This window comes from Modicisalibacter sp., assembly GCF_055145905.1.
This window is the reverse complement of sequence record NZ_JBSREH010000053.1, coordinates 101,910-127,980: the sequence shown is the minus strand read 5'-3', so window position 1 is coordinate 127,980 and position 26,071 is coordinate 101,910. Positions and strand designations below refer to the sequence as shown.

The following is a 26,071-nucleotide window of genomic DNA, read 5'->3' as shown; positions in this document are numbered from 1 at the left end:
GCGGCGGCCCGAATCCGTATAGTGGCCCTTCGTTCCCCGCCAATCGTACCGACTCCCCCATGCTGCAGAACAACGCGCTGCTATCGCAGCTCAAGCAACAGATTCGTGAAAACACCCCGCGCGTCGAGGGCGTAATCAAGGCCACTGACCGTGGTTTCGGTTTCCTCGAGACCGATGACGGGGACTCCTACTTCGTGCCGCCGCCCGCCATGAAGCAGGTTCTCCACGGCGACCGTGTCGAGGCAGTCCTCAAGGAGGAAGGCGACAAGAAGTCGGTCGAACCCGAGCGCCTGATCGAGCAGTCGCTGGAGCGCTTCATCGCCCGTGTGCAGAAGCGCGAAGGACGTCTGGCGGTGATTCCCGACCATCCGTCGATCAACAACGTGGTGAAATCACGGATCAAGCGCGGCCTCGACGAGGACAGCATCGCCGACGGCGACTGGGTGGTGGCACGACTGGTGCGTCACCCGCTCAAGCCCGATGACCGCGGCTTCTTCGGCCAGATCGACGAACTGATCGCCAAGTCCGACAACCCGGCGGTGCCCTGGCGCGTGACGCTGGCACGCCACGCGCTGGAGCAGGCCTCGCCGGAAGCCGGCGACGACTGGACACAGGCCGACGAAGGCCTTCAGCGTGAAGACCTCACCGCCTGGCCGCTGTTCACCATCGACGGGGAAAAGACCCGCGACATGGACGACGCCCTGCACGTCGAGACCCGCGAGGACGGCGGCTGGCGACTGACGGTGGCGATCGCCGACCCCACCGCCTACGTCGCCGAGGGCCATGCCGCCGACCTCGAGGCCCAGACCCGCGCCTTCACCGTCTACCTGCCGGGGCAGAACGTGACCATGCTGCCCGAGGTGCTGGCCGACGACCTGTGCTCGCTCAAGGAAGGCGAGGAGCGGTCGGCGCTGGCCTGCACGCTGAACGTCGACGCCGACGGCAGCCTGGGCGAGTATCGGTTCTTCGCCGCCACCGTGCGCTCCCACGCCCGGCTGGTCTACGACACCGTCTCCGACTGGCTCGAGGGCCAGGGCGAATGGGCGCCCGATGCCGCCGTGGCACCGCAGCTCGAGGCGCTGGCCAGGCTGACCGAGGCCCGCGCGGCCTGGCGGGCCGAACACGCCCTGGTGCACAAGGACCGTCCCGACTACGTCTTCGATCTCGACGACGCCGGCAACGTCCTCGATATTCGCATCGAGGGCCGGCGCATCGCCAATCGCATGATCGAGGAGTCGATGATCGCCGCCAACGCCTGCTGCGCCGACCTGCTGGCGACCCACATCGGTCACGGCATCTTCAACGTGCACCGCGCCTTCGAGCCGGAAAAGGCCGATGCCGCCCTGGAATTTCTGGCCAACCAGCAGATCGAGGTGGAACGGGAAACCCTCACCGAGCTGCCGCGCTATCGCGAACTCAAGCGCGAGCTGGAAAGCCGCGACGACGCCTGGCTGGACGCCCGCCTGCGTCGCTTCCAGGGCTACACCAGCATGTCCGCGCAGCCGGGACCGCACTTCGGCCTGGGGCTGCCGGCCTATGCCACCTGGACCTCGCCGATCCGCAAGTACGGCGACATGGTCAACCATCGCCTGATCAAGCGTGTGCTCAAGGGCGAGCAGGCGCCGGCCGAAGCCAGCGCCACCCTCACCGAGCAGCTCACCGAGCGCCGGCGCCTCAACCGCATGGCCGAGCGCGATGTGAAGGACTGGCTCTACGTGCGCTTCCTGACGCCCGCCGCCCAGGCCCAGCAGGACTTCGAAGCCGAGGTCGTGGCCATCAACCGCGGCGGCATGCGCGTGCGCCTGACCGCCAACGGCGCCACTGCCTTCGTGCCCGCGCCGCTGATTCACAGTGACCGCGACAAGGTCGTCATCGACGACAAGGAAGGCCGCATCCAGGTCGAGGGCGAGGAACGCTTCAAGCTTGGCGACGTGATCCGCGTCGCCCTGACCGAAGCGCGCGAGGAAACCCGCTCGCTGGTGGCTCGTCCGGCAGCCTGAAGGTACTTTTCACGCTTCTTACCCACGGCGGCTCGCAAGGGCCGCCGTTTTTTTATGTGCCCAAAAAACGTCATCGTGACGATAGTCACGACTTTTCTGCTGAGATCTTCACCAAAACAGACTCGACAAACAATATATTAAAAAATTATTAATATTTACTCACCCTCTTTCCAGCCCGCCAGCAACTGGCTACCATCCCTCGCCTCGTGCTCCACGAACAGACAGGGTTGCCGGGGAAAAGGAAAAATACCGGTACGCAGTGTCTCACCCGGACCTGTCGCCATAACAACCAGGAGACTCTGACAGCTTCAATGGCAACGGACTCTGCCGGGAAGCCCGACATTGCTGATTGGAGACATTGCATGAGCAGCACCATCGATATCGAGTCCGGTATCTCCGCCCACGAGCTTGAAGCCCGGATCGAGGACGCTCCCAGTGGGGCAACACTGCGATTTGCGGCCGGGGATTACCACTTCGATGATGCGATCACCATCCGGCGTTCCGATATCTCGCTGGTCGGCGCCGGCGCCGAACGTACCACGCTCACCTTCTCCGACGAGGCGCTGGACCACAACGACGACTTTGCCATCCGGCTGTACGGCGGCTATGGCCATGACGTCGGCACCCTCGACTCGCACGCCGACGAGGGAGACCGGCAAATACGCCTGGAAAAGGCTCCCGACGACCTCTCTGCCGGGGATACCGTACGCCTCTGGCAGGACAACGACGACGCCTTCTTCGACGAGATCGGCGATACCTCATGGCGCAAGGTCAAGTACGCCGAGCTTCGCACCAGCATGGCGCGTGTCGAGTCCGTCGACGGCCGGGAGGTGACCCTCGATCGCGGCATTCACTTCGACCTGGACGGCGGCGAGACCCATGTCGAGCGCATCGACACGGTCAACGACGTGTCACTGGAGGGGTTCACCCTCGCCTTCGAGCTGGGCACGCCCGACGCCGCCAAGTTCCACAATACACGCGACTCGCTGAGCGACTATCACGCCGTGCTGCTGGACGGCACGGTCAACGCCAGCGTCGATGACATTCGGGTCGTCAACGGGCCGTCGACCGCCTTCCGCTTTTCCCGGGCGCTCGACAGTGACGTCGACAACCTCGAAGCCCACGGCAGCTTCAACAAGGGAGGCGGTGGCAACGGCTACGGCTTCGAGCTGCACGAGAGCTACGACGGTGACTTTACCGGACTCATCGACAGCGGCATGCGCCACGGACTGGTGTTTGCCTCCTGGCGCTCCTCGGTCGGCAACGAGATTCGCGTGGAATCCACCGACCGGGACGTCAACTTTCACGGCGGACGCGATCACGACAATCACATCCATGTCGAACAGTCGATCCGCAATCCCGATGCCGACGCCCTCTCCCCGTCGCTGTGGATCAACGGCGGCGGCGAGAGCTTCGGTGCCATTACCGACGCCGACGCCAATCAGGTCCGCTTCGAGTACGTGGTCGGGTCGCGGCGTGACGACCATATCGAGGGTACCGACGACGGCGTCTATCTCGACGGCGGACTGGGCCACGACACCCTGATCGGCGGCGACGGCGACGACATCCTGCAGGGTGGCCCGGGCGATGACTGGTACGACGGCAACGATCGCATCGACGGCGGCGACGGCTACGATACCGTGCTCTACATGGCGGACCGCGACGCCTATACGCTCGATTTCGACGGCGACACGGTGCACGTCACCGGCAAGGGCGGAACGGATACCCTCGAGCATGTCGAGCAACTCATCTTCGCCGACGGCACCCACCTCGACGTGGCCTCCCGGGACAGCGTTCAGGGAAGCGCCGCCGCAGTACCTACCGTCGCCGACATCCTCGACCATGACGACGCCCCGCTCGACGGCGATACCAGCGATACCGACCTGCGCCTCAACGGCGACGTGACCAGCGCCTGGTCTAATGGCTACGTGGCGGAAATCTTTGTCGAGAACCGCTCCGACGAGGCCATCGACACCCCCGAGCTCCATTTCACCATGGCCGATGACATCGCCGTCGTCTGGAACGGCGACGTCGCGCAGGATGGCGACGACTACCGGGTCCATGACGACGAGCATCAGGTGCTGCAACCCGGCGAGACCTGGCGTTTCGCCTACAAGGCCTACGGTGACGCCCGCTCGGTCCCCGACTCGCTCAGCGCGCAGAACGCCGATGGCGATGATCTGTCGGTCGTGCTGACGGGCATCGATACCGGGCAATTCGATTCGCTGGCCGGCTGACGCGGGATCGGCCGCACGGTGTGCCATACCTTTCAGACCAGGCACGATGCACCAACAAAAAGGGCACCCCGCGGGGTGCCCTTTCGATCGCCTGGCGATGCAGGAGCGGACGGCTTACCAGCCGGTCGCTTCCTTCAGGGCATCGCCGATCTCGGCCAGGGAGCGCACGGTCTTGACGCCCGCCGCTTCCAGCGCCGCGAACTTCTCGTCCGCGGTGCCCTTGCCGCCGGCGATGATGGCACCGGCGTGGCCCATGCGCTTGCCCGGAGGCGCGGTGACACCGGCGATGTAGGAAACGACCGGCTTGGAGACGTGCTCCTTGATGTAGGCCGCCGCTTCTTCCTCGGCGGTACCGCCGATCTCGCCGATCATGACGATCGCCTCGGTCTGCGGATCCTTCTCGAACATCTCGAGGATGTCGATGAAGGTGGAGCCCGGAATCGGGTCGCCGCCGATGCCCACGCAGGTGGACTGGCCGAAGCCGTGGTCAGTGGTCTGCTTGACCGCTTCGTAGGTCAGGGTGCCGGAACGCGACACGATGCCGACCTTGCCCGGCTTGTGGATGTGGCCCGGCATGATGCCGATCTTGCTCTCGCCCGGCGTGATGACGCCCGGGCAGTTCGGGCCGATCAGGCGTACGCCCAGCTCGTCGCACTTGACCTTGACGTCGAGCATGTCGAGGGTCGGGATGCCCTCGGTGATGCACACGATCAGCTTGATGCCGGCGTTGGCGGCTTCAAGGATCGAGTCCTTGCAGAACGGGGCCGGCACGTAGATGACGGATGCCTCGGCGCCGGTCTCCTTGACCGCTTCCTTGACGGTGTTGAACACCGGCAGACCCAGGTGCTCCTGGCCGCCCTTGCCCGGGGTCACGCCGCCGACCATCTGGGTGCCGTAGGCGATCGCCTGTTCGGAGTGGAAGGTCCCCTGGCCACCGGTGAAGCCCTGGCAGATGACCTTGGTGTTCTTGTCGATCAGGATACTCATTACTTGCCCTCCGCTGCTTTGACGACCTGCTGGGCCGCATCGGTCAGGCTGGTAGCAGCGATGATGTTCAGACCGCTGGACGCCAGTTTCTCGGCCCCCAGCTCGGCATTGTTACCTTCCAGGCGCACCACGACCGGCACGTTGACGCCGACCTGCTCGACGGCACCGATGATGCCCTCGGCGATCATGTCGCAGCGCACGATACCACCGAAGATGTTGACCAGAACGGCCTTCACGGAGTCATCGGAGAGGATGATCTTGAAGGCTTCGGCCACACGCTCCTTGGTCGCGCCGCCGCCGACGTCCAGGAAGTTGGCCGGCTGGCCGCCGTTGAGCTTGATGATGTCCATGGTGCCCATGGCCAGACCGGCGCCGTTGACCATGCAGCCGATGTTGCCGTCGAGCGCCACGTAGTTGAGTTCCCACTGCTGGGCGTGAGCTTCGCGCTCGTCCTCCTGGGACGGGTCACGCATCGCCTGCAGGTCCGGGTGGCGGTACAGGGCGTTGCCGTCCAGATTGATCTTGGCGTCGAGGCAGTGCAGGTTGCCTTCGTCGGTGATCACCAGCGGGTTGATCTCGAGCAGCGCCAGATCCTTGTCGTGGAACAGCTTGGACAGGCCCAGGAAGATCTTGGTGAACTGCTTGACCTGAGCCCCCTCGAGGCCCAGCTGGAAGGCCAGCTCACGCGCCTGGTACGGCTGCGCGCCGACCAGCGGATCGATCTCGGCCTTGAGGATCTTCTCGGGGGTTTCCTCGGCGACCTTCTCGATCTCGACACCCCCCTCGGTGGACGCCATGAACACCACGCGGCGCGTGCCGCGATCGACCACGGCACCCAGGTACAGCTCGTTGGCGATGTCGGTGCAGTTCTCGACCAGGATCTTGGCGACCGGCTGGCCCTTCTCGTCGGTCTGGAAGGTCACCAGGTTCTTGCCCAGCCACTGCTCGGCGAAGGCCTTGGCCTCGTCCGGGCTCTCGACCAGCTTGACGCCGCCGGCCTTGCCGCGGCCACCGGCATGGACCTGGGCCTTGACGACCCACTTGTCGCCACCGATCTTCTTGCAGGCCTCGGCGGCTTCCTCGGGGGTGTCCACGGCAAAGCCCTTGGACACCGGCAGACCATAGTCGGCAAACAGCTGTTTGCTCTGATATTCGTGAAGGTTCATCGTGTCATGCCATTGGTTGCATGTGACTCGAACGATGACGCGGCGCCGGGCTGACAGCTCGCCCCGGCCCGCATCACCCCTGTTCGCCCGCATGCGGGCGAAGCGCCCTCGAGCGAGGGCGCGGGTTTACAGCGACGATCGTTACTTGCGCTTCTTGCGGTTGGCCACGTGGATGGCATGGCCTTCCACCGCCAGCGCCGCCTCGTGGACCGCCTCGGAAAGCGTCGGGTGCGCGAAGCAGGTCAGCGCCAGGTCCTCGGCGCTGGAGCCGAATTCCATGGCGATCACGCCCTGGGCGATCAGCTCGCCGGCATGCTGACCGACGATGTGCACGCCCAGCACGCGGTCGGTCTCGGCATCGGCGATGATCTTGGCCGAGCCTTCGGTGGCGTTGTTGGCCATCGCCCGGCCGCTGGCCGCGAACGGGAAGCTGCCGGTCTTGACCTCGATGCCCTCGGCCTTGGCCTGCTGCTCGGTCATGCCCACCCAGGCGACTTCCGGGGCGGTGTAGATGACGCAGGGGATGGCGTCGTAGTTCATCTCCGCCTTGTGGCCGGCGATGATGTCGGCCACCATCACGCCCTCTTCGGAGGCCTTGTGCGCCAGCATCTGACCGCGCACCGCGTCGCCGATGGCGTAGACGCCCGGCACGCTGGTCCGGCAGTGATCGTCGACGAAGATGAAGCCACGCTCATCGAGCGTGACACCGCTGTCGTCATCCAGCACGCCCTGGGTGTACGGGCGACGACCGACACAGACGATGACCTTGTCGAAAGTCTGTTCCTGCTCGCCCTCGCTGTCGGTGTACTTGACGACGACTTCCTCGCCCTTGACCTCGGTACCGGTCACACGGGCACCCATCTTGATGTCGAGGCCCTGCTTCTTGAGCAGCTTCTGGGTTTCCTTGGCGATGCTCTGGTCGACCATCGGCAGGAAGGTGTCCATCGCCTCGAGCATGGTCACTTCGCTGCCCAGACGATTCCACACGCTGCCCAGCTCGAGACCGATGACACCGGCACCGATGACGCCCAGGCGCTTGGGCGCTTCCTGGAACTCCAGCGCGCCGGTGGAGTCGACGATCAGCCCTTCGGTCAGCGGCGCCGGCGGAATCTCGACCGGCACGGAACCGGTGGCGATAACGATGTTGTCCGCCTCGTAGGTGGCCTTTTCACCGTCGTTGCCGGTCACTTCGACCTTGCTGTTGGAAAGCACCTTGCCGGTCCCTTCCAGGGCGGTGACGCCGTTGGCCTTGAAAAGCCCGGAGATGCCGCCGGTCAGGTTGGTGACGATCTTGTCCTTGCGGGCCATCATCTTCTTGACGTCCATCTTGACGTCGCCGGTCTCGATGCCCAGATCGCCGAAGTCGTGCTGGGCTTCTACGAACTTGTGCGAGGCTTCCAGCAGCGCCTTGGACGGGATGCACCCGACGTTCAGGCAGGTGCCGCCGTGCACGGTCTTGCCTTCCTTGCTGACCCACTTCTCGACACACGCGGTCTTCAGGCCCAGCTGGGCGGCACGGATGGCGGACACGTAGCCCCCGGGGCCCGCGCCAATGACGATCACATCGTATTTATCGGCCATGAATCTATCCTGTTCGATCTAGTTGGCTTGGCGGCGAATCAAACGTCCAGCAGCAGGCGTGCCGGATCCTCGAGCAGCTCCTTGATCGTGACCAGGAACTGCACCGCATCCTTGCCATCGATCATGCGGTGATCGTAGGACACGGCCAGATACATCATCGGCCGGATCTCGACCTTGCCGTTGACGGCCATGGGGCGCTCCTGAATCTTGTGCATGCCCAGGATCGCCGTCTGCGGCGGATTGAGGATCGGCGTCGACATCAGTGAACCGAAGATGCCGCCGTTGGTGATGGTGAAGGTGCCGCCCTGCATTTCATCGATGCCAAGCTTGCCGTCACGGGCCCGCTTGCCGAAGTCGACGATGGTCTTCTCGACGTCCGCCAGCTTCATGCTGTCGGTATCACGCAGTACCGGCACGACCAGACCGCGGTCGGTAGACACGGCCACGCCGATGTCCTGGTAGCCATGGTAGACGATGTCGGTACCGTCGATGGAGGCGTTGACGTCCGGGAAGCGCTTGAGCGCCTCGGTGGCCGCCTTGACGAAGAAGCCCATGAAACCGAGCTTGGTGTCGTGGGCCTTCAGGAAGGTGTCCTTGTACTGAGCACGCAGCGCCATCACCGCGCTCATGTCCACCTCGTTGTAGGTGGTGAGCATCGCCGCGGTCTGCTGAGCCTGGACCAGACGCTTGGCGATGGTCTGACGCAGACGGCTCATCGGCACGCGCTTCTCGGGGCGCTCGCCTTCGACCGCCGGAGCCGGCGCGGCGGCGGCCTTGGCGACGCTGCTCTGGGCGGCCGGCGCGGCGGACTTCTTCGCGGAGCCCGACTTGATGGCCTTCTGGACGTCTTCCTTGAGGATGCGGCCGCCCTTGCCGGTGCCTTCGATCTTGGCAACGTCGAGGTCGTTCTCGGCAACCAGCTTGCGCGCGGCCGGGGCGAGAATCTTGTCACCGACTTTCTCGTCGCGTTCTTCGCCAGCTGCGGACTCACTGGACTCGTTGCCGGCGGACTCGCTCGCGCCACCGGAGGCGTCGCCACCGGCGCCCTCGGCGAAGACGGCCAGCAGCTGCTCGGAGGTAACCTGCTCTCCTTCCTCGGCCTTGATCTCGGCCAGTGCACCGTCGGCCGGCGCCACGACCTCGAGAACCACCTTGTCGGTCTCGATGTCCGCCAGCACTTCATCGCGCTTGACCGCTTCTCCGACCTTCTTGTGCCAGGTCGCCACAGTGCCTTCCTGCACGGACTCGGGGAAGGACGGTGCCTTGACGTCGTGCTGCTTGCCGGACGCGGCCGGCGCCTCGGCCTTGGCTGCCTGATCCTTGTCGGCCGGCTGCGCGTCGCCGCTATCGGCCTTCTTCTCCTGACCGGCCGATGCGTCGGCCGCTCCCAGCATGCCCAGCACCTGTTCGGATTCGCAGGTCTCGCCTTCCTCGACCTTGATTTCCGACAGCGTGCCCGCCTCCGGCGCCACCACCTCGAGGACGACCTTGTCGGTCTCGATCTCGACGATCAACTCGTCGCGCTCGACGCTATCGCCGGGCTTCTTGTGCCAGGCGGCAACCGTGCCCTCGGCGACGGATTCCGGAAAACTGGGCGCTTTGATCTCGGTAGCCATTTCGTTTCCTTAGTGTGTTCTCTCTCGTCGGTCGCGACGCCTCAGGCGTTGAAGGCGTCATCCACCAGTTGGCGCTGTTGTTCCACATGCACGGACATGTAGCCGGCGGCCGGTGCGGCCGATGCCGGACGACCGGCAAACTTGAGCCCGCGACCCAGGCCATCCACCAGCATGTCGGCAACGACACGCATGTGGTGCTGACTCTGGTACCAGGCCCCCTGGTTGAGCGGCTCTTCCTGACACCACACCACCTGCTCGAGGTTGGTGAAGTCCTTGAGCGCCTCATAGAGCTCTTCCTTGGGGAAGGGATAGAGCTGTTCGACGCGCACGATGGCCGTGTCGTCGCGCTCGTTCTCGGCCCGATAGGCGGCCAGGTCGTAATACACCTTGCCGGCGCACAGCACCACGCGCTTGACCTTCTCGGGGTCCAGCTTGCCCTGGTCCGGCAGCACCATGTTGAAGCGGCCGTTGGCCAGTTCGTCCAGGCTCGAGGTCGCTTCCTTGTGGCGCAGCAGGCTCTTCGGCGACATGATCACCAGCGGCTTGCGCAGCGGGCGAATCACCTGGCGGCGCAGCAGATGGAAGATCTGCGCCGGCGTGGTCGGCACGCAGACCTGCATGTTGTGCTCGGCGCACAGCTGCAGGAAGCGTTCGAGCCGCGCCGAGGAGTGCTCCGGCCCCTGCCCCTCGTAGCCGTGCGGCAGCAGCAGGGTCAGTCCGCACAGCCGCCCCCACTTGGACTCGCCCGAGGAGATGAACTGGTCGACCACGACCTGGGCGCCGTTGAAGAAGTCGCCGAACTGCGCCTCCCAGATGATCAGCGCGTTGGGCATGGTGGTAGCGTAGCCGTACTCGAACGCCAGCACCGCCTCTTCGGACAGGAAGGAGTCGTGGATGGTGAAGCGCGGCTGCCCGTCACGGATATGCTCGAGCGGCACGTAGGTGCTGCCGTCCTTCTGGTTGTGCACCACCGCATGGCGATGCGAGAAGGTGCCACGCCCGGAGTCCTGGCCGGTCAGGCGAATCGGGTGTCCCTGGTCAAGCAGCGTGGCGTAGGCCAGGGTTTCGGCGAAGCCCCAGTTGAGCGCCATGCCGCCGGCCAGCATCTTGCGGCGGTCCTCGTAGATCTTGCTGACCTGACGCTGGACCTGGACCCCGTCGGGTATCTCGCACATGCGCGCGGCAATCTGTTGCATGCGCTTCATGTCGAAGGACGTGTCCGCGTCGCCGGTCCATTCGTGACCCAGATAGGGCGTCCAGTCGACGAAGAGCTCCGTGTTGGGCTCCTTGACCAGGGCGTTGGCCACATGGTTGCCGGCCGACAGGTCATTCCGATAGGTCTCGACGTACTCCTTGGCCTGATCCTCGCTGATCAGCCCTTCCGCGATCAGACGCTCGGCGTACAGGGCGCGCGAGGTCTTGTGCGACTTGATCTTGCTGTACATCATCGGCTGGGTGCCGGACGGCTCGTCGGCCTCGTTGTGGCCTCGGCGCCGGTAGCAGACCAGGTCGATAACGACGTCCTTGTGGAACTGCTGACGATAGTCGAGCGCCACCTGAGCAGCATGGATCACCGCGTCGGCGTCATCGCCGTTGACGTGGAAGATCGGCGCCTGAACCATCTTGGCGATGTCGGTGCAGTACTCGGTGGAGCGCGAATCCTGCGGGTTCGAGGTGGTAAAGCCGACCTGGTTGTTGATCACGATGTGCAGCGTGCCACCGGTCCGGTAACCGCGGGTCTGCGACATCTGGAAGGTTTCCATGACCACGCCCTGCCCGGCAAAGGCGGCATCGCCGTGGACGTTGATCGGCAGCACCTTGTCGCCCTTGGTATCCTCGCGCCGATCCTGGCGGGCCCGCACGGAGCCTTCCACCACCGGCGAGACGATCTCCAGGTGCGACGGGTTGAAGGCCAGTGCCAGGTGCACCTCGCCGCCCGGCGTCATGACGTTGGAGCTGAAGCCCTGGTGGTACTTGACGTCCCCGGAGCCCTTCTCGATCAGTTTCTTGCCGTCGAACTCGTCGATCAGCTCCGAGGGGCTCTTGCCGAGGATATTGACCAGCAGGTTGAGGCGACCGCGGTGGGCCATGCCGATGACCACTTCCTTGGTGCCGTAGCCACCGGAACGCTGGATGAGTTCATCCATCATGGGGATGAAGGTCTCGCCGCCTTCCAGGCCGAAGCGCTTGGTGCCCGGATACTTGGACGCCAGATAGCTTTCGAGCCCTTCCGCCGCGGTAAGGCGCTCCAGCACATGCCGACGGACCTCGTCGCTGTACCTGGGGGCGGAGCGTACCGATTCGAAACGCTGCTGCAGCCAGCGCTTTTCCTCGGTATCCACGATATGCATGAACTCGCAGCCGATGCTCCGGCAGTACGTCCGCTCCAGCGCCTCGACGATTTCCTTGAGCGGTGCCTTGTCCTTGCCCAGGAACAGCGAACCGGTCTGGAACTCGGTGTCCATGTCCGCCTGGGACAGCTGGTGGAAGGCCAGGTCGAGATCGGGGACCGGCACCGGGTTGCGCAGATCGAGCGGATCGATGTCGGCCTTCTGGTGGCCGCGGAAGCGATAGGCATTGATCAGCTGAAGGACCTTGACCTGCTTCTTGCTCTCGCCGCTTTCGGTGGCCGGAGCGGCGGCACCGTTGCGGCGCTGCTGGGCCAGCTGGTAGAACTGATCGCGGATCGGGCTGAGGGGAATATCGTGAGAGGGGCTGCCTTCCGGCCGGGGTAACGTGTCGAAGTAGTTACGCCATTCGTCCGGGACTGCGTTGGGATCGACGAGGTACTGCTCGTACAGCGCTTCCACATAGTGAGCGTTGCCGCCGCTCACATGGGAGGTGCGCCACATCAACTCCATTATGCCTTCTTGCATCTTTCGGTCACCCTGCACTGATGGGGTGGTGTCGGCGCCGGAGTTGCGCTTGGGCTCCGGCGTCACTCTTTGCTCTAACGAGAGCGAGACTTGCACTGACTGGACCCGCTCTGCGTGAACGAGTGTCGTCCAAGAGTTTCGGCGGCTTTGATCGTCAAGAGCCGGTGCCCCTGACACCGGCTCTTGACGCCTGGACCGGCTCCCAGCCGCGACACATTGCCGCGCCCGGGAACAGGGGGTAATGATAACAAGCCATGAACCCCGGTTTAAGTGGCGTTCGCCAGCAAAAGCTCGCGAATCTTGCCGATCGCGCGGGTGGGGTTCAGCCCCTTGGGACACACCGCCACGCAATTCATGATGCCGCGGCAACGGAACACGCTGAACGGATCCTCGAGCTCGGACAGACGCTCGCGAGTCGCGGTATCGCGGGAATCCGCCAGGAAGCGGTAGGCCTGCAGCAGGCCGGCCGGCCCGACGAACTTGTCCGGATTCCACCAGAACGACGGGCAGGAGGTCGAGCAGCAGGCACACAGGATGCACTCGTAGAGACCGTCGAGCTTGTCGCGATCCTCCGGTGACTGCAGGCGCTCGATGGCCGGCGGGGTGGCGTCGTTCTGCAGGTACGGCTGGATGCGCTCGTACTGCTTGTAGAAGATCCCCATGTCGACGACCAGGTCACGAATGACCGGCAGCCCCGGCAACGGGCGTAGCACCAGCTTGTTGTTCTTGACCACATCCGACAGTGCGGTGATGCAGGCAAGCCCGTTGGTGCCGTTCATGTTCATCCCGTCGGACCCGCAGACCCCTTCGCGGCAGCTGCGGCGATAGGCCATCGAGCTGTCCTGCTGCTTGATCATCTCGAGAACGTTCAGGACCATCAGGTTGCGGCCCTGAGTGTCCACCTGGAACTCCTGCATGTACGGTGCGGAGTCGGTTTCCGGGTTGTAGCGGTATATGGATACCTGAAGCATGGACATCGGTGCTCCCCTTAGTAAGTCCGGACTTTCGGCTCGAAGGTGTCGAGGGTCTTGGGCTGGAAGTTCACGTCACGCTTGCCCAGCTTCTTCTCGACCGGGAAGTACATGGAGTGCTTCAGCCAGTTGACGTCGTCGCGGTCCGGATAGTCGTAGCGGGAATGCGCACCGCGGCTCTCCTTGCGCTCCAGCGCCGAGATGGCGGTCGCCTCGGCCACCTCGAGCAGGTTGTCGAGCTCGAGCGCCTCGATGCGGGCCGTGTTGAAGGCGTTGGACTTGTCGCCCAGGTGCGCGTTGGCGATGCGCTCGCGCAGCTCGGCCACCTTCTTGACGCCTTCCTGCATGTGGTCTTCCTGGCGGAACACGCCGAACGACTTCTGCATGGTTTCCTGCAGCTCGGCACGCAGCTCCGGCACGGACTCGCCACCGTTCGACTCGTTCCAGCGATTCAGGCGGGACAGGGCCTGCTCGACGTCGGATTCGGCCGCGTCCAGGTACTCCACCCCTTCGTTCAGCGCGCTTTCGATGTACATGCCGGCGGCGCGACCGAACACCACCAAGTCGAGCAGCGAGTTACCGCCCAGTCGGTTGGCACCGTGCACCGAGACACAGGCCGCTTCACCGCAGGCGAAGAGGCCGTTGACGATCTGATCGTTGCCGTCGCCGTCCTGGACGATGACCTGGCCGTTCACGTTCGTCGCCAGACCGCCCATCATGTAGTGGCAGGTCGGCACGACCGGGATCGGCTCCTTGACCGGGTCGACGTGAGCGAAGGTCTTGGCCAGCTCGACGATACCCGGCAGGCGCTTGCTGAGGACGTCCTCGCCCAGATGGTCGAGCTTGAGCAGCACGTGATCGCCGTTCTCGCCGCAGCCACGTCCTTCGAGGATCTCCATGACCATGGAACGCGCGACCACGTCACGACCGGCCAGGTCCTTGGCGTTCGGCGCATAGCGCTCCATGAAGCGCTCGCCGTCCTTGTTGATCAGGTAGCCGCCTTCGCCGCGACAGCCCTCGGTCACCAGCACGCCGGCGCCGTAGATGCCAGTCGGGTGGAACTGCCACATCTCCATGTCCTGCACGGAGAAGCCGGCCCGGAGCGCCATGCCGATGCCGTCACCGGTGTTGATCAGGGCGTTGGTGGTGGACGCGTAGATACGACCGGAACCGCCGGTCGCCAGCACGGTGGCCTTGGACTTGATGTGCACCACTTCACCGGTCTCGATGCACAGGGCGATACAGCCGACCACATCGCCACTGGCGTTCTTGACCAGATCCACCGCGTACCATTCGTTGAGGAACACGGTGTTGTTCTTCAGGTTATTCTGATACAGCGTATGCAGCAGCGCGTGACCGGTACGGTCGGCCGCGGCGCAGGTACGGGCCGCCTGGCCGCCCTTGCCGAACTCCTTGGACTGGCCGCCGAACGGGCGCTGGTAGATGCGGCCGTTGTCGAAGCGCGAGAACGGCAGCCCCATGTGCTCGAGCTCGAAGACCGCCTTCGGACCTTCGGAACACATGTACTCGGCAGCATCCTGGTCGGTGATGTAGTCACCGCCCTTGACGGTGTCGTACATGTGCCAGCGCCAGTCGTCGTTGGGATCCGCGGAGGCGATGGCACAGGTGATGCCGCCCTGGGCCGAGACCGTGTGCGAACGGGTCGGGAAGACCTTGGTGATCACCGCGGTCTTCTTGCCGGACTTGGCCAGCTCGAGCGCGGCACGCAGGCCGGAGCCACCACCGCCGATGATGATTGCGTCGAACGTCAGGCTACGCATATTGGACATGGATCAGGCTCCCCACAAGACTTGTACGCCCCACACCAGGAAGATGAAGATGGCGAGGATGATGGCGATTTGGACGGTGAAACGAATGCCGGTCGGCTTGATGTAGTCGGTGACCACGGTCCACAGGCCGATCCAGGCATGGGCCGCCAGCGAGACGAAGGCCAGCAGGGAGAAGATACGCATCCAGGTCTGCGCGAACAGGCCGTTCCAGGTGGCGTAATCCAGGTCAGGATGGAACAGCAGATAGCCGACCATGAAGACCGCATAAAGCGCCAGAACCACCGCCGAAACACGCTGGATCAGCCAGTCCGACAGGCCACTGCGACCGAAATTGGTGATGTTGGTTACCATACCCAGACTCCTGCCAGTACCACGAGAACGGCGCTCGCCACCACGGTGACTTGCGACTTCTTATAGGCGTTTTCGAGATCGACACCGTAACCGGCATCCATCAGCAGGTGCTTGATGCCTGCAACGAAATGGTAGGCCAGTGCCGAGAGCAGCCCCCAGGCCACGAGCTTGGCCAGGAAGTTGTGCTCGAGGGCGCCCCGGACCGCCTCGAAGCCTTCGGGCGAAGACAGCGACGCGTCGAGTGCCCAGAAGACGAAGATCAGGCCAACGAACAGAATGACGCCGGTGATACGGTGGGCAATGGAGGTCAGGGCTGGGAGTGGGAACGTTATCGTGGAAAGGTCGAGGTTTACGGGTCTTTTGCTATTCACGGCTCTCTACACACTCTCTTGGCCCGCTCCAGGACTCCGATCGGGCTCGGTCGAGCGGGCGGTGGTTTGAGGAAGAGCGATGGTTGGCCAAGTCAGGTGGTACCAGTCACCGCTTCCCGCCAGTCGCGCGGATAAGGATTATAGGGACTGGCCACTGGCATGACAAATCGTTACCGCCGGATTGCGACCTTGGTGTTACCCTTGGTAACAAGGTAACCTTGCTGCCGGGCAGCATGACACCGGCCTCGAGCCAGCCTCTGAAGCCGCCCCAGCCTCTGCTGCATCGCCGCATCGGCCACCATCGGTGAATTGACAATACTCGGGACGCTTCTATAGTGGGCGAACCTTTGATGTCCGTTTGCAGGCAAGACAAAGAGTTACGTTAGGTATTGAGATAAAGAGGAGGCCATCATGGCTGACAGGAAAGCGCAGTTGACAGTGGACGGGCTGGAGAAGCCTCTCGACTTACCGGTCTACTCAGGCACTGTCGGACCCGACGTCATCGATGTCCGTGGTCTTACCGCCGAAGGCCTCTTCACCTACGACCCGGGCTTCGTCGCCACCGCCGCCACCGAATCCGGCATCACCTACATCGACGGCGCCGAGGGCGTGCTGCTGCATCGCGGCTACCCCATCGACCAGCTGGCGAACAACTCCAACTTCGTCGAGCTTTCTTATCTTCTGCTCTTCGGCGAGCTGCCCAGCGACGAGGAATACACCCAGTTCGAAAAGACCATCCGCAACCACACGATGGTCCATGAGCAACTGGCCAACTTCTTCAAGGGTTTCCGTCGCGACGCCCACCCCATGGCCATCCTGTGCGGCGTGGTCGGTGGACTGGCAGCCTTCTACCACGACAATCTGGACATCACCAAGGAAGGGGAACGCCGCGTCAGCGCCATCCGCCTGATCGCCAAGATGCCGACCCTGGCGGCGATGTGCTACAAGTACAACGTCGGCCAGCCGTTCAACTATCCTCGCAACGATCTCAACTACGCCGAAAACTTCCTCTACATGATGTTCGGCAACCCCTGCGAGGAGTACAAGATCAACCCGGTGTTCGCCAAGGCCATGGACCGCATCTTCATGCTCCATGCCGACCACGAGCAGAATGCCTCGACCTCCACGGTTCGCCTGGCCGGCTCCACCGGCGCCAACCCGTTCGCCTGCATCAGTGCCGGCATCGCCGCCCTGTGGGGGCCGGCACACGGCGGCGCCAACGAGGCCGTGCTGAACATGCTCGACGAGATCGGCGATGAATCCGAGGAAAACATCCAGCGTTTCGTCGACCGCGCCAAGGACAAGGACGACCCGTTCCGCCTGATGGGCTTCGGTCACCGCGTCTATCGCAACTTCGACCCGCGCGCCAAGGTCATGAAGGAGACCTGCGACGAGGTACTGAGCGAGCTGGGCATGGCCGACGACCCGCAGCTCAAGATCGCCAAGCGCCTGGAGCAGATCGCCCTGGAGGACGACTACTTCATCGAGCGCAAGCTCTACCCCAACGTCGATTTCTACTCCGGCATCATCCTCAAGGCGATCGGCATTCCGACCAACATGTTCACGGTCATCTTCGCCGTGGCCCGCACCATCGGCTGGATCTCGCACTGGAACGAGATGATCAGCAGCGGCTATCGCATCGGGCGTCCGCGCCAGCTCTACACCGGCTACACCAAGCGCGACTACCCGGGCGCGAAGTAAGCAGGACCACTCAAAGGCCGCCGCAAGGCGGCCTTTCTCGTCAGGCCCCGCCGACCGGCATTCACCTATGCTGGTCCCGGCATGAGACAACTTCCCTGCGAGGTACCCTTCCATGAGCCAGACAATCCGAACCGCCGCCTTTATCGGCCTGGGCGTCATGGGCTATCCCATGGCCGGCCACCTGGCCCGCGCCGGCATCGAGATGCGCGTCTACAACCGCACCAGCGAGAAGGCCCGCCAGTGGGTCGATGAGCATGGCGGCAGTTGGCACGAAACGCCCGCCGAGGCGGCACACAGTGCCGACCTGATCCTCGTCTGCGTCGGCAACGATGACGACGTGCGCGAGGTCACCACCGGCCCCGAAGGAGCGCTGACCGGCATGCAGGCCGGCGCCATCCTGGTCGACCACACCACCGCTTCGGCCGAGCTCGCCGAAGAACTCGATCACGCCTGCCGCGAACGTGGCGCCCACTTCATCGATGCCCCGGTATCCGGTGGCCAGCAGGGCGCAGTGAACGGCGTACTGACCATCATGTGCGGCGGCGAGGAGCACGCCTTCCAGCATGCCCGCCCGGCACTCGCCCACTACGGACGCGCGGTTACCCTGATGGGCGCCGTCGGAGCGGGCCAGATGACCAAGATGGTCAACCAGATCTGCATCGCCGGGCTGGTGCAGAGTCTGGCCGAAGGCCTGCACTTCGCCGAGAAGGCCGGACTCGACAGTCACCGCGTCATCGAGGTGATCGCCCAGGGGGCCGCCGGCTCATGGCAGATGGAAAACCGCCACCGGACCATGATCGCCGATCAGTACGATCACGGCTTCGCTGTCGACTGGATGCGCAAGGATCTGGGCATCTGCCTGGAAGAAGCTCGCAAGCTCGGCGCCCGCCTGCCGGTGGCAGCCTTGGTGGACCAGTTCTATGGCGATGTCCAGGCCATGGGCGGCGGCCGCTGGGACACGTCCGCCCTGCTCAAGCGTCTGCAGCACGACTGACCGAACGGCCCGATCGCGCAGGATCGGGCCTGCCCGCCCCTTTTCCACACATTCTGTGGACAACCCTGTTTATAAGCTTTCGAAAAGGTCGCAGAATCGCCATGACAAGCGGCCTGGCAACAAATCGGTCAAATTTTAACCAAGCATAAACCATTGATTTAATTGATTTTTAATAAAGAGGCGGTCAAGAACATGGATGCCGCGCTGACTTGTGCACAAGCCGCGAGCCATCGAAAATTCGTGGGGAAAAGTCAATACGAAAAACGGGACGAAACCGGAAAATTCCGGGATACCAGGCGAAGAACGGATCGAACGGCCGGCTGAAAACGAGCGACTGGATTGCAAGAAACAGCGAGGGAGGAAGTGGCGTCCCATAGGGGGTTCGAACCCCTGTTACCGCCGTGAAAGGGCGGTGTCCTGGACCACTAGACGAATGGGACGCGGAGATGCCTTCAAGCAGGTTCACAACGTGCAACTTGGTGGAGCCTACCGGGATCGAACCGGTGACCTCGACACTGCCAGTGTCGCGCTCTCCCAGCTGAGCTAAGGCCCCGTATCGGCGTTGCCCGTGAGAACGAGGCGTATATTACGGATTCTCGCGGCCTTGGTCAACAACGAATTTCACCGGGAAAACAAGGCAGGGGTCTGCGCCCCTGCCTCGGGGATCCGCATCCGACTACAGGTCCCGATACTCCTTCTCGAAGCGCTTGGCCTGCTTCTTGGACACACCGCCCAGCACGGTGATGGCATGGCGCAGACGTGCCCGGGTCATGTCGGAGCCGAGAATCGCCATGGCGTCCATTACCGAGGTCGAGGTCGCCGAACCGGTAATGGCGATGAACACCGGCGCCAGGAAGGCCTTCATCTTCAGGTCGAAGGCGGCACTGAGCGACTTGACCTCGGCCAGCAGGCTTTCCTTTTCCCAGCGGGTCACCCCTTCCAGACGCCAGACCAGGAACTGCAGCAGCTTGAGCAGGGTTTCACGTTCGAGCTTGACGTCGGCAAAGCTCTGCTCGTCGAGGTGCACCACCCCGGCAAAGAAATGCCCGGCCAGCGGCGCCACATCGGACAGCGTCTCGATACGCGGGCGTACCTGCGGCAGGATCTGACCGACATACGGCTCGTTGAAGGCCCACTCGCGCAGCGCCTCCAGCAGCGCCGCGTCGTCGAGATCCTCGCGGATATAGACCCCGTTGAGCCAGGTCAGCTTCTGCAGGTCGAAGACCGGACCACCCAGCGACACGCGCTGGATATCGAAGTGCGCCATCATCTCGTCGAGGGTGAACTTCTCGCGATCGTCCGGCATCGACCAGCCCATGCGGCCGAGGTAGTTGGTCACCGCCTGCGGCAGGAACCCCATTCGCCGATAGTAGTTGATCGAGGTGGGGTTCTTGCGCTTGGAGAGCTTCGACTTGTCGGGGTTGCGCAGCAACGGCATGTGACACAGCACCGGCATCTCCCAGCCGAAGTACTCGTAGAGCAGCTTGTGCTTGGGGGCCGAATTGATCCATTCCTCGCCACGCAGCACATGCGTGATGCCCATCAGGTGGTCGTCGACCACATTGGCCAGGTGATAGGTCGGCATGCCGTCGGACTTGAGCAGAATCTGGGCATCGACCTGGGCCCAGTCCACCTCGATCTCGCCGCGCAGCATGTCGTTGACGACACAGGTACCTTCCGCCGGCACCTTCATGCGCACCACGTAGGGCCAACCTTCCGCCTCGCGCCGCTGCTGCTCGGCCTCGGACAGGGCCAGATCCCCCGGCTTGAGCGCGAGATGGAGCCCTTCAGCCTTGCGCGTCTCACGCAGCTCATCGAGCTCTTCGCTGGTGCGGTAACAGCGGAAGGCATGCCCGGCCTCGATCAGCTGACGGGCATACTCGGCGTAAATGTCACCGCGCTCGCTCTGACGATAGGGACCGTGCGGCCCGCCCACGTCCGGTCCTTCATCCCAGTCGAGCCCCAGCCAGCGCAGGGAATCGAGGATCATCTGTTCGGATTCAGCCGTGGAGCGCTGGCGATCGGTATCCTCGATGCGCAGAATGAACTGACCGCCGTGCTGGCGAGCGAAACAGAGATTGAACAGCGCGATGTAGGCGGTGCCCACATGCGGGTCACCGGTCGGTGACGGCGCGATACGGGTACGAACAGTAGTCATGACGTGCGTCCATTGGCTTGCAGGATGGGCGGCATTATACGCACCCGAGGCGCCATCATCAGCCGATAGCCGATGCTCCCGCTCGTTCCCTCCCCTTGCTCAGGAGACGCTCATGCTGGAAGCCTTGCCGAGTGACTTTACCGCCGTGGTAACCGGTGCCGGCGGCGGTATCGGTCGCGCCGTGCTGGACCACCTGCTGGCCAGCGATCGCCCGGGCCGAGTGCTGGCCGTGTCTCGTCGCCCCATCGAGCACCCGGATCCCCGTCTGGAGAGCCTGACAGCGGATCTTTCCAGCCAGGCGGGCCGCAAAGCGCTCACCGCTCGCCTGGACGGCGCCCCGGTACACCTGCTGTTCAACGCCATCGGCCTGCTGCACGACACCCCCCGGGGCCTGCGGCCGGAAAAGCGCCTCGAGGAGCTGGACGCCGACACGCTGGCGCACCTGTTCCAGGTGAACGCCACAACGCCGGCCCTGCTGATCCAGGCACTGCATGCGTCACTCAAGGGGCGCCATCCGGTGATTATTGCCAGCCTGTCGGCACGGGTCGGGTCGATCGACGACAACCGGCTCGGCGGCTGGTACGGCTACCGGGCCAGCAAGGCCGCCCACAACATGCTGATGCGTACCGCCGCCATCGAGCTGGCCCGTTACAACCGGCGCTCCATCGTGCTCTGCCTTCACCCTGGCACGACCGACACCGCACTGTCGCGCCCCTTCCAGTCCCGCGTGCCCGAGGGCAAGCTGTTCACGCCCGCCTTCGTCGCCGAGCGCCTGTTCGCCGTCATGAACGCACGTCGCCCGGAGGAGACCGGCACCTTCTGGGACTGGGCCGGCGAGCCCATCGCCTGGTAGACGACTACAGGACCAGACGCTCGCGGAACCAGTCGGTAATGAAATCCAGGTAGGCACGTGTCTTGTCCGGCAGGTACTTGCGGGAGCGGAACAGCACCAGCATGCTGCCGTGCTCATTCCAGTAGGGCTGCAGCAGCGGCACCAGTTCCCCCTCGGCCACGGCGGACTGGGCGGCGAAGGTCGGCAGGTAGGCCAGCCCGAAGCCCGCCTTGGCCGCCTCGACCACGCCCAGCAGGTTATTGATCACCAGTCGAGAGCTGGGCTCGATGTCCAGCGGCTGACCGTTGAGCGAAAAGCGCCAGTGGGCGCCCAGGTCGTAGTTGCCGTAAAAGACGCTGTCGTGGGACTCGATGTCCCGGGGATGCTGCGGACGCTCCGCCCGGGCCAGATAGTCGGGCGCCGCATAAAGACCGTAGACCACCTTGCAGAGCGGGCGCGACACCAGACTCGACGCCGGCAAGGGGCCCATGCGGATCGCCAGGTCCACGGAATCGTCGATCGGCTCGAAACGCTGGTCCTCGAGCAGGATCTCTACCGCCACATCCGGATAGCGACGCATGAAGGCGGTGGTCGGCGGGGCCAGATACATGAAGCCGAAGCTCACCTGCGCGCTGACCTTGAGCTGGCCGCGGGGCCGCGCCGTCACCGACTGCACCTGCGCCTCGGCAGCCGCCAGCTCCTCGCGAATCCGCAGCCCGTGCTCGTAATAGATCTGCCCCGCCTCGGTCAGGTGCAGCGAACGAGTGGATCGGTTCAACAGGCTGACGCCCAGCTCCTCCTCCAGCGCGGCAATACGCTTGGAAGCGAGCGACTTGGAAATCCCCAGCCGGCGCGCCGCGGCGGTGAAGCTGCCGGCGCGCACGACTTCGACAAAGACCTTGAGTGCATCCAGCGTGGCCAAGGAACAGTACCTCGCGGTCGCGCAATGAGATGACTTTGTTTCCATAATAGAAACACTGGATTTCAATTGTACCCACTTATTCCGCAAAGTACGACTGCCTATACTGCCAGCACTTCGACGGCATCCCCGTTGAAGCACTGTCCTCGCCCGCCGCGGCGTCGACGGAGCCTTCAGTGCATCATCTCTTGTGCGCCAGAGTCTGCTCGACCGAGCACTCGGCGCATTTTTCTTTGTGCGCCCCTCCCGGTTGCAAGTGTCGCCATTTACCCACACTACCCACCCCGCCGGTGGCAGGGGTATAACGGAGTCATCGTTGTCCAGCGACATGGCCCATCCGGTAACGTTCGCCCAAGTCACGCCGACGCCCTCTTTCAGTTTGCCTGAATACGGGCCCCTCGCCGCACACCTGGCACCGAATTCCCGCATAAATGGATGACGTAAAATCACACTTTTTTACGGAAGTTATCGCCCGCAGCATCCGGTAATTCCTCAACAAAGTGAGCTTTATCAACCCGAAACATACTTCGGTGGCGACTGGCTATGCTAGGCGTTCACGTTACGGCGAGATGCAATCGATGGATGCGTTGGGTTCCCGAATAAAAGCGCTGAGACTGAAGGCAAACCTGAGCAAGGCCGCCCTCGCCCGGCGAGTCGGTGTTTCTGATGTGACCATTTCCTACTGGGAGTCGGGCACCATCCGACAAATCGGCCACGAGCGCCTGCTGGCCCTGGCCGACGCCCTTGACTGCACGCTGGGAGATCTCCTCGAGGACACCCCGGCTCCCCCCGCGGTCACCGGCATTCTGCAACTCATTGCTCGCGAACCGGTCCCGTGGGAGCGCCGTGACACCTCGCTGGTATCGCTGCTGGGGGATCTGCCCCTGGCCCGCGTCGACAAGAACTGCTATCTGGTCACCCCGGGACCGGGCGAACGTTTCGACTTCCTCGACAGCGGCGACCTGGCAGCCGTCCGTCCGGTCAATGCCTTTCAGGAGGATGACCTGTACCTGGTGACCTATCCGGATCGACTGGCCATCCGCCGCCTCGAGCGCCTGCCCGACGGTGATCTGCAGATCGGCGGGGAGCACGATGCACTCGAAACCGCCCCGCTCGATGCTCTTCCCTTCCGGCTACGGGGCCGTATCCAGGCCCGCTGGCAATTGCTCGGCACCTGACCGCCCAGGGTCGCCTTGCGGCCCGGTGTCGTGGTGGCTACGTTGACAGCAGGCTATCGAGGAGGAAAGGCTCATGCCGCTGTTCGACAGTTACGAAGCAGCCAGTGACTGGTACGCCGCCAGCGATTACAAGGACATGGCCTGGTACGACGGCTTCGAGGAGGAACAGTTGATCGAATTCGCCTACCGTCATGGCTCGGATCACGACGGCGAGGAGGATCTGATTGCTGCCTTTCTGCGCGAGCAGGGTGAAGATCCCGGCGAATACGGCCTGTGACCCTGATCGTCCCCGGGCATCTCGTGACGGAAAGAATTTGCCCCGACATCCTGCCGGGGCAATGCTATCGGGCCGGCCTTCCGAAGGCGCCGACCCTCGCTCGTCGGTGACAGCGGTGTTTAATCGGCCTTGAGTACGCCGCGGCGGATTTGGTCTTCCTCGATGGACTCGAAGAGCGCCTTGAAGTTGCCCTCGCCGAAGCCCTTGTTGCCCTTGCGCTGAATGATCTCGAAGAAGATCGGACCAATGACGGTATCGGTGAAGATCTGCAGCAGGATCCCCTCTTCCGGCGCACCATCGATCAGCAGGTTGAGCGCCTTCAAATCCTCCAGATTCTCATCGTGGTTGGGCACGCGCTGGTCGACCTTCTCGTAGTAGGTCGCCGGCGTGGTCATGAAGCGAATGCCGTTGTCGCGCAGCGCCTTGACCGTGGCGTAGATGTCATCGGTCGCCAGGGCCAGATGCTGGATGCCTTCCCCGTTGTACTCGCGCAGGAATTCAGCGATCTGCGAGTTGTCATCGGCGGACTCGTTGATGGGAATGTGCATCTTGCCGCAGGGTGCGGTCATGGCGCGCGAGTGCAAGCCGGTCATCTTGCCTTCGATGTCGAAGTAGCGAATCTCGCGGAAGTTGGCAATGGCCGTGTAGAAGTTGGCCCAGACGTCCATCTGGCCACGATCGACGTTGTGGGTCAGATGGTCGAGCATCTTCAGGCCCACGCTGCGGGCGTTCTTCTCGGCGCCGGCAATGGGTTCGAAGTCGATCTCGTAGATGCTGCGCCCCTCGGCATCCCGCTTGTCGTCGACGAAATAAAGCAGCGAGCCGCCGATTCCCTTGACGGCCGGAATACCGGCTTCCCCGGGACCGACCGGATTATCCACCGGCTCGGCACCCTTCGCCACGGCGTGCTCGAAGGCCTGGCGGGCATCCGCCACCTTCCAGGCCATGGCGCAGGCGCTGGGGCCATGCGCTTCGGCAAAGGCGGAAGCATGGCTGTTCGGCTCGGCGTTGAGCACGAAGTTGATGCCCTCCTGCTGGAACAGGGTCACCTGCTTGGAACGGTGCTGGCGGGTTTCGGTAAAGCCGAGCTGGCGAAACAATTGACGCAGGCCCTCGCGCTCCTCGGCACTCGGCGCAGTAAACTCGACGAATGCAAAACCATCGGTGCCGATCGGGTTGCCCTGGGTTTCACGGGGGGAAATGCTGGCCGGTGCGGTCATGAGCCTTCTCCTTGTTGACGTCGTGGCTGGGGAGCGGCGCCGTCGACGGACGGCGAATGGCCCCAAGCCTAGGCCTCTGCCCCGTCGTCGAGAATGGCGATTTGGCGCCACCACGGGCCCCGCGGCTCCCCCATGACCACCTGGCTCGTCAAGAAAAGCTGACAGCCCTACCGGCCCACGTCAGCGGCTCCCGAAAGCGGACGGAAACCCTGACAAGGCGTAACGAAAAATTGACACTCAGGTCACCAGCTGCACCGCCATCACCAGCAGAAAGGCCCCTATCACGGCATCGATGGCGCGCCACACGCCAGGGTGCGCCAGCCGCGGTGCCAGCCAGCCGGCCGCCGTCACCAGACCGAAGAACCACAGCCCCGACGCACTCATGGCGCCAGCATAGAAGCCCGTCGGGCTGGCCTGGACGGCACCGATGGCACCCAGCATCACCACGGTGTCGAGATAGACGTGAGGATTGAGCAGGGTGACGGCCAGGGTCTCCGCCGTCACGCCACGGCGCGTCGATGCCGCCGGTGCGGCAGCCAGGCCGGCGGGGGCCACGGCACGCCGCCACGCCTGAAGCGCCTGCCAGATCAGGAATACGGCCCCGCCCCAGCGCGCCGCCGTCACCAGCAGCGACTGCGAGGCGATCAACGGCCCGAGACCCAACCCGCCCAGACCGATCAGCAGTGCGTCGCAAGCGGTACAGATCGCGGCGACACGCCACGGTGAGCGACCCCGCAGCCCCTGCGCCAGCACGAAGGCGTTCTGCGCACCGATGGCCACGATCAGCCCGGCGCCGGTCGCCAGCCCTTGAAGGGCGGATGCCCACATGATGTCGCCTCCCTGGCC

The 26,071-nt window shown here is 63.9% G+C and carries 20 protein-coding genes and 2 tRNA genes; 7 read left to right on the top strand and 15 right to left on the bottom strand.

The features are described from left to right. The first annotated feature begins 59 nt into the window (after positions 1-59). Together ACTCB7_RS15630 and ACTCB7_RS15625 are read left to right on the top strand one after the other, a co-directional pair. Positions 60-2,000, top strand: a complete 1,941-nt coding sequence (locus ACTCB7_RS15630) for an exoribonuclease II (RefSeq protein ID WP_463007420.1) — start codon at positions 60-62, stop codon at positions 1,998-2,000. A 362-nt stretch (positions 2,001-2,362) separates the two neighbouring features. Further along, positions 2,363-4,237 (top strand): cellulose binding domain-containing protein, encoded by a 1,875-nt coding sequence (locus tag ACTCB7_RS15625; protein ID WP_224414369.1) that lies wholly within the window; start codon positions 2,363-2,365, stop codon positions 4,235-4,237. A gap of 114 nt (positions 4,238-4,351) precedes the next feature. On the opposite strand, the gene sucD is transcribed toward ACTCB7_RS15625, so the two are convergent. The 9 genes from sucD to sdhC all read right to left on the bottom strand — a co-directional run bounded on the left by sucD (position 4,352) and on the right by sdhC (position 15,946). Beyond that, positions 4,352-5,224, bottom strand: coding sequence for a succinate--CoA ligase subunit alpha (gene sucD, locus ACTCB7_RS15620; protein ID WP_224414368.1), 873 nt, complete (start codon positions 5,222-5,224; stop codon positions 4,352-4,354). After that, positions 5,224-6,390, bottom strand: a complete 1,167-nt coding sequence (sucC, locus tag ACTCB7_RS15615) for an ADP-forming succinate--CoA ligase subunit beta (RefSeq protein WP_224414367.1) — start codon at positions 6,388-6,390, stop codon at positions 5,224-5,226. Before sucC ends, sucD begins: the two co-directional genes overlap by 1 nt. A gap of 141 nt (positions 6,391-6,531) precedes the next feature. Beyond that, positions 6,532-7,971, bottom strand: a complete 1,440-nt coding sequence (gene lpdA, locus ACTCB7_RS15610; protein ID WP_463007419.1) for a dihydrolipoyl dehydrogenase — start codon at positions 7,969-7,971, stop codon at positions 6,532-6,534. A gap of 38 nt (positions 7,972-8,009) precedes the next feature. Then, the gene (gene odhB / locus ACTCB7_RS15605) at positions 8,010-9,587 is read right to left on the bottom strand and encodes a 2-oxoglutarate dehydrogenase complex dihydrolipoyllysine-residue succinyltransferase (protein ID WP_463007418.1); all 1,578 of its coding nucleotides are present in this window, start codon (positions 9,585-9,587) and stop codon (positions 8,010-8,012) included. A gap of 41 nt (positions 9,588-9,628) precedes the next feature. Further along, positions 9,629-12,463 carry a 2-oxoglutarate dehydrogenase E1 component gene (locus tag ACTCB7_RS15600; protein ID WP_463007417.1) on the bottom strand — a complete coding sequence of 945 codons (2,835 nt, stop codon included), beginning with the start codon at positions 12,461-12,463 and terminating at the stop codon, positions 9,629-9,631. Between the two features lie 266 nt (positions 12,464-12,729). After that, on the bottom strand, positions 12,730-13,440 hold the full coding sequence (locus ACTCB7_RS15595) for a succinate dehydrogenase iron-sulfur subunit (protein ID WP_463007416.1): 711 nt from the start codon (positions 13,438-13,440) through the stop codon (positions 12,730-12,732). A gap of 11 nt (positions 13,441-13,451) precedes the next feature. Further along, positions 13,452-15,224 (bottom strand): succinate dehydrogenase flavoprotein subunit, encoded by a 1,773-nt coding sequence (sdhA, locus tag ACTCB7_RS15590; protein ID WP_463007415.1) that lies wholly within the window; start codon positions 15,222-15,224, stop codon positions 13,452-13,454. 3 nt (positions 15,225-15,227) lie between these two features. Continuing rightward, a complete protein-coding gene (gene sdhD, locus ACTCB7_RS15585; protein ID WP_463007414.1) occupies positions 15,228-15,575 on the bottom strand; it encodes a succinate dehydrogenase, hydrophobic membrane anchor protein in 348 nt (115 codons plus the stop codon). Then, on the bottom strand, positions 15,569-15,946 hold the full coding sequence (gene sdhC / locus ACTCB7_RS15580) for a succinate dehydrogenase, cytochrome b556 subunit (protein ID WP_163648379.1): 378 nt from the start codon (positions 15,944-15,946) through the stop codon (positions 15,569-15,571). The genes sdhD and sdhC overlap by 7 nt, the downstream gene beginning before the upstream one ends. 411 nt (positions 15,947-16,357) lie before the next feature. On the opposite strand from sdhC, the gene gltA reads away from it, so the two are divergent. Then, positions 16,358-17,647 carry a citrate synthase gene (gene gltA / locus ACTCB7_RS15575; RefSeq protein ID WP_463007413.1) on the top strand — a complete coding sequence of 430 codons (1,290 nt, stop codon included), beginning with the start codon at positions 16,358-16,360 and terminating at the stop codon, positions 17,645-17,647. 112 nt (positions 17,648-17,759) lie between these two features. After that, positions 17,760-18,641: an NAD(P)-dependent oxidoreductase gene (locus ACTCB7_RS15570; protein ID WP_463007412.1), complete on the top strand. Its 882-nt coding sequence runs from the start codon at positions 17,760-17,762 to the stop codon at positions 18,639-18,641. Positions 18,642-19,005: 364 nt separating this feature from the next. On the opposite strand, the gene ACTCB7_RS15565 is transcribed toward ACTCB7_RS15570, so the two are convergent. The 3 genes from ACTCB7_RS15565 to gltX all read right to left on the bottom strand — a co-directional run bounded on the left by ACTCB7_RS15565 (position 19,006) and on the right by gltX (position 20,799). After that, a tRNA-Glu gene (locus ACTCB7_RS15565) sits at positions 19,006-19,081 on the bottom strand. A gap of 37 nt (positions 19,082-19,118) precedes the next feature. Next, positions 19,119-19,194: transfer RNA gene (locus tag ACTCB7_RS15560), tRNA-Ala, on the bottom strand. A 123-nt stretch (positions 19,195-19,317) separates the two neighbouring features. Beyond that, a complete protein-coding gene (gene gltX, locus ACTCB7_RS15555) occupies positions 19,318-20,799 on the bottom strand; it encodes a glutamate--tRNA ligase (protein ID WP_463007411.1) in 1,482 nt (493 codons plus the stop codon). Between the two features lie 112 nt (positions 20,800-20,911). Between gltX and ACTCB7_RS15550 the strand changes: the two genes are divergently transcribed. After that, positions 20,912-21,652 (top strand): SDR family NAD(P)-dependent oxidoreductase, encoded by a 741-nt coding sequence (locus tag ACTCB7_RS15550; RefSeq protein ID WP_463007410.1) that lies wholly within the window; start codon positions 20,912-20,914, stop codon positions 21,650-21,652. Positions 21,653-21,656: 4 nt separating this feature from the next. Here the strand turns inward: ACTCB7_RS15550 and ACTCB7_RS15545 are convergent, their stop codons facing one another. Continuing rightward, a complete protein-coding gene (locus ACTCB7_RS15545; protein ID WP_463007409.1) occupies positions 21,657-22,553 on the bottom strand; it encodes a LysR family transcriptional regulator in 897 nt (298 codons plus the stop codon). Between the two features lie 566 nt (positions 22,554-23,119). Here ACTCB7_RS15545 and ACTCB7_RS15540 point away from each other — a divergent pair. Continuing rightward, positions 23,120-23,728 carry a helix-turn-helix domain-containing protein gene (locus ACTCB7_RS15540; RefSeq protein WP_463007408.1) on the top strand — a complete coding sequence of 203 codons (609 nt, stop codon included), beginning with the start codon at positions 23,120-23,122 and terminating at the stop codon, positions 23,726-23,728. Between the two features lie 73 nt (positions 23,729-23,801). Beyond that, entirely contained in the window at positions 23,802-24,005 is a 204-nt protein-coding gene (locus ACTCB7_RS15535; protein WP_463007407.1) for a hypothetical protein, read from the top strand. A gap of 119 nt (positions 24,006-24,124) precedes the next feature. Here ACTCB7_RS15535 and hppD read toward each other — a convergent pair whose 3' ends face one another. Continuing rightward, complete coding sequence (gene hppD / locus ACTCB7_RS15530) at positions 24,125-25,225, bottom strand: 4-hydroxyphenylpyruvate dioxygenase (protein WP_463007406.1); 1,101 nt, start codon at positions 25,223-25,225, stop codon at positions 24,125-24,127. A gap of 237 nt (positions 25,226-25,462) precedes the next feature. Beyond that, positions 25,463-26,053 carry a LysE/ArgO family amino acid transporter gene (locus tag ACTCB7_RS15525; protein ID WP_463007405.1) on the bottom strand — a complete coding sequence of 197 codons (591 nt, stop codon included), beginning with the start codon at positions 26,051-26,053 and terminating at the stop codon, positions 25,463-25,465. Between the last annotated feature and the right edge of the window lie 18 nt (positions 26,054-26,071).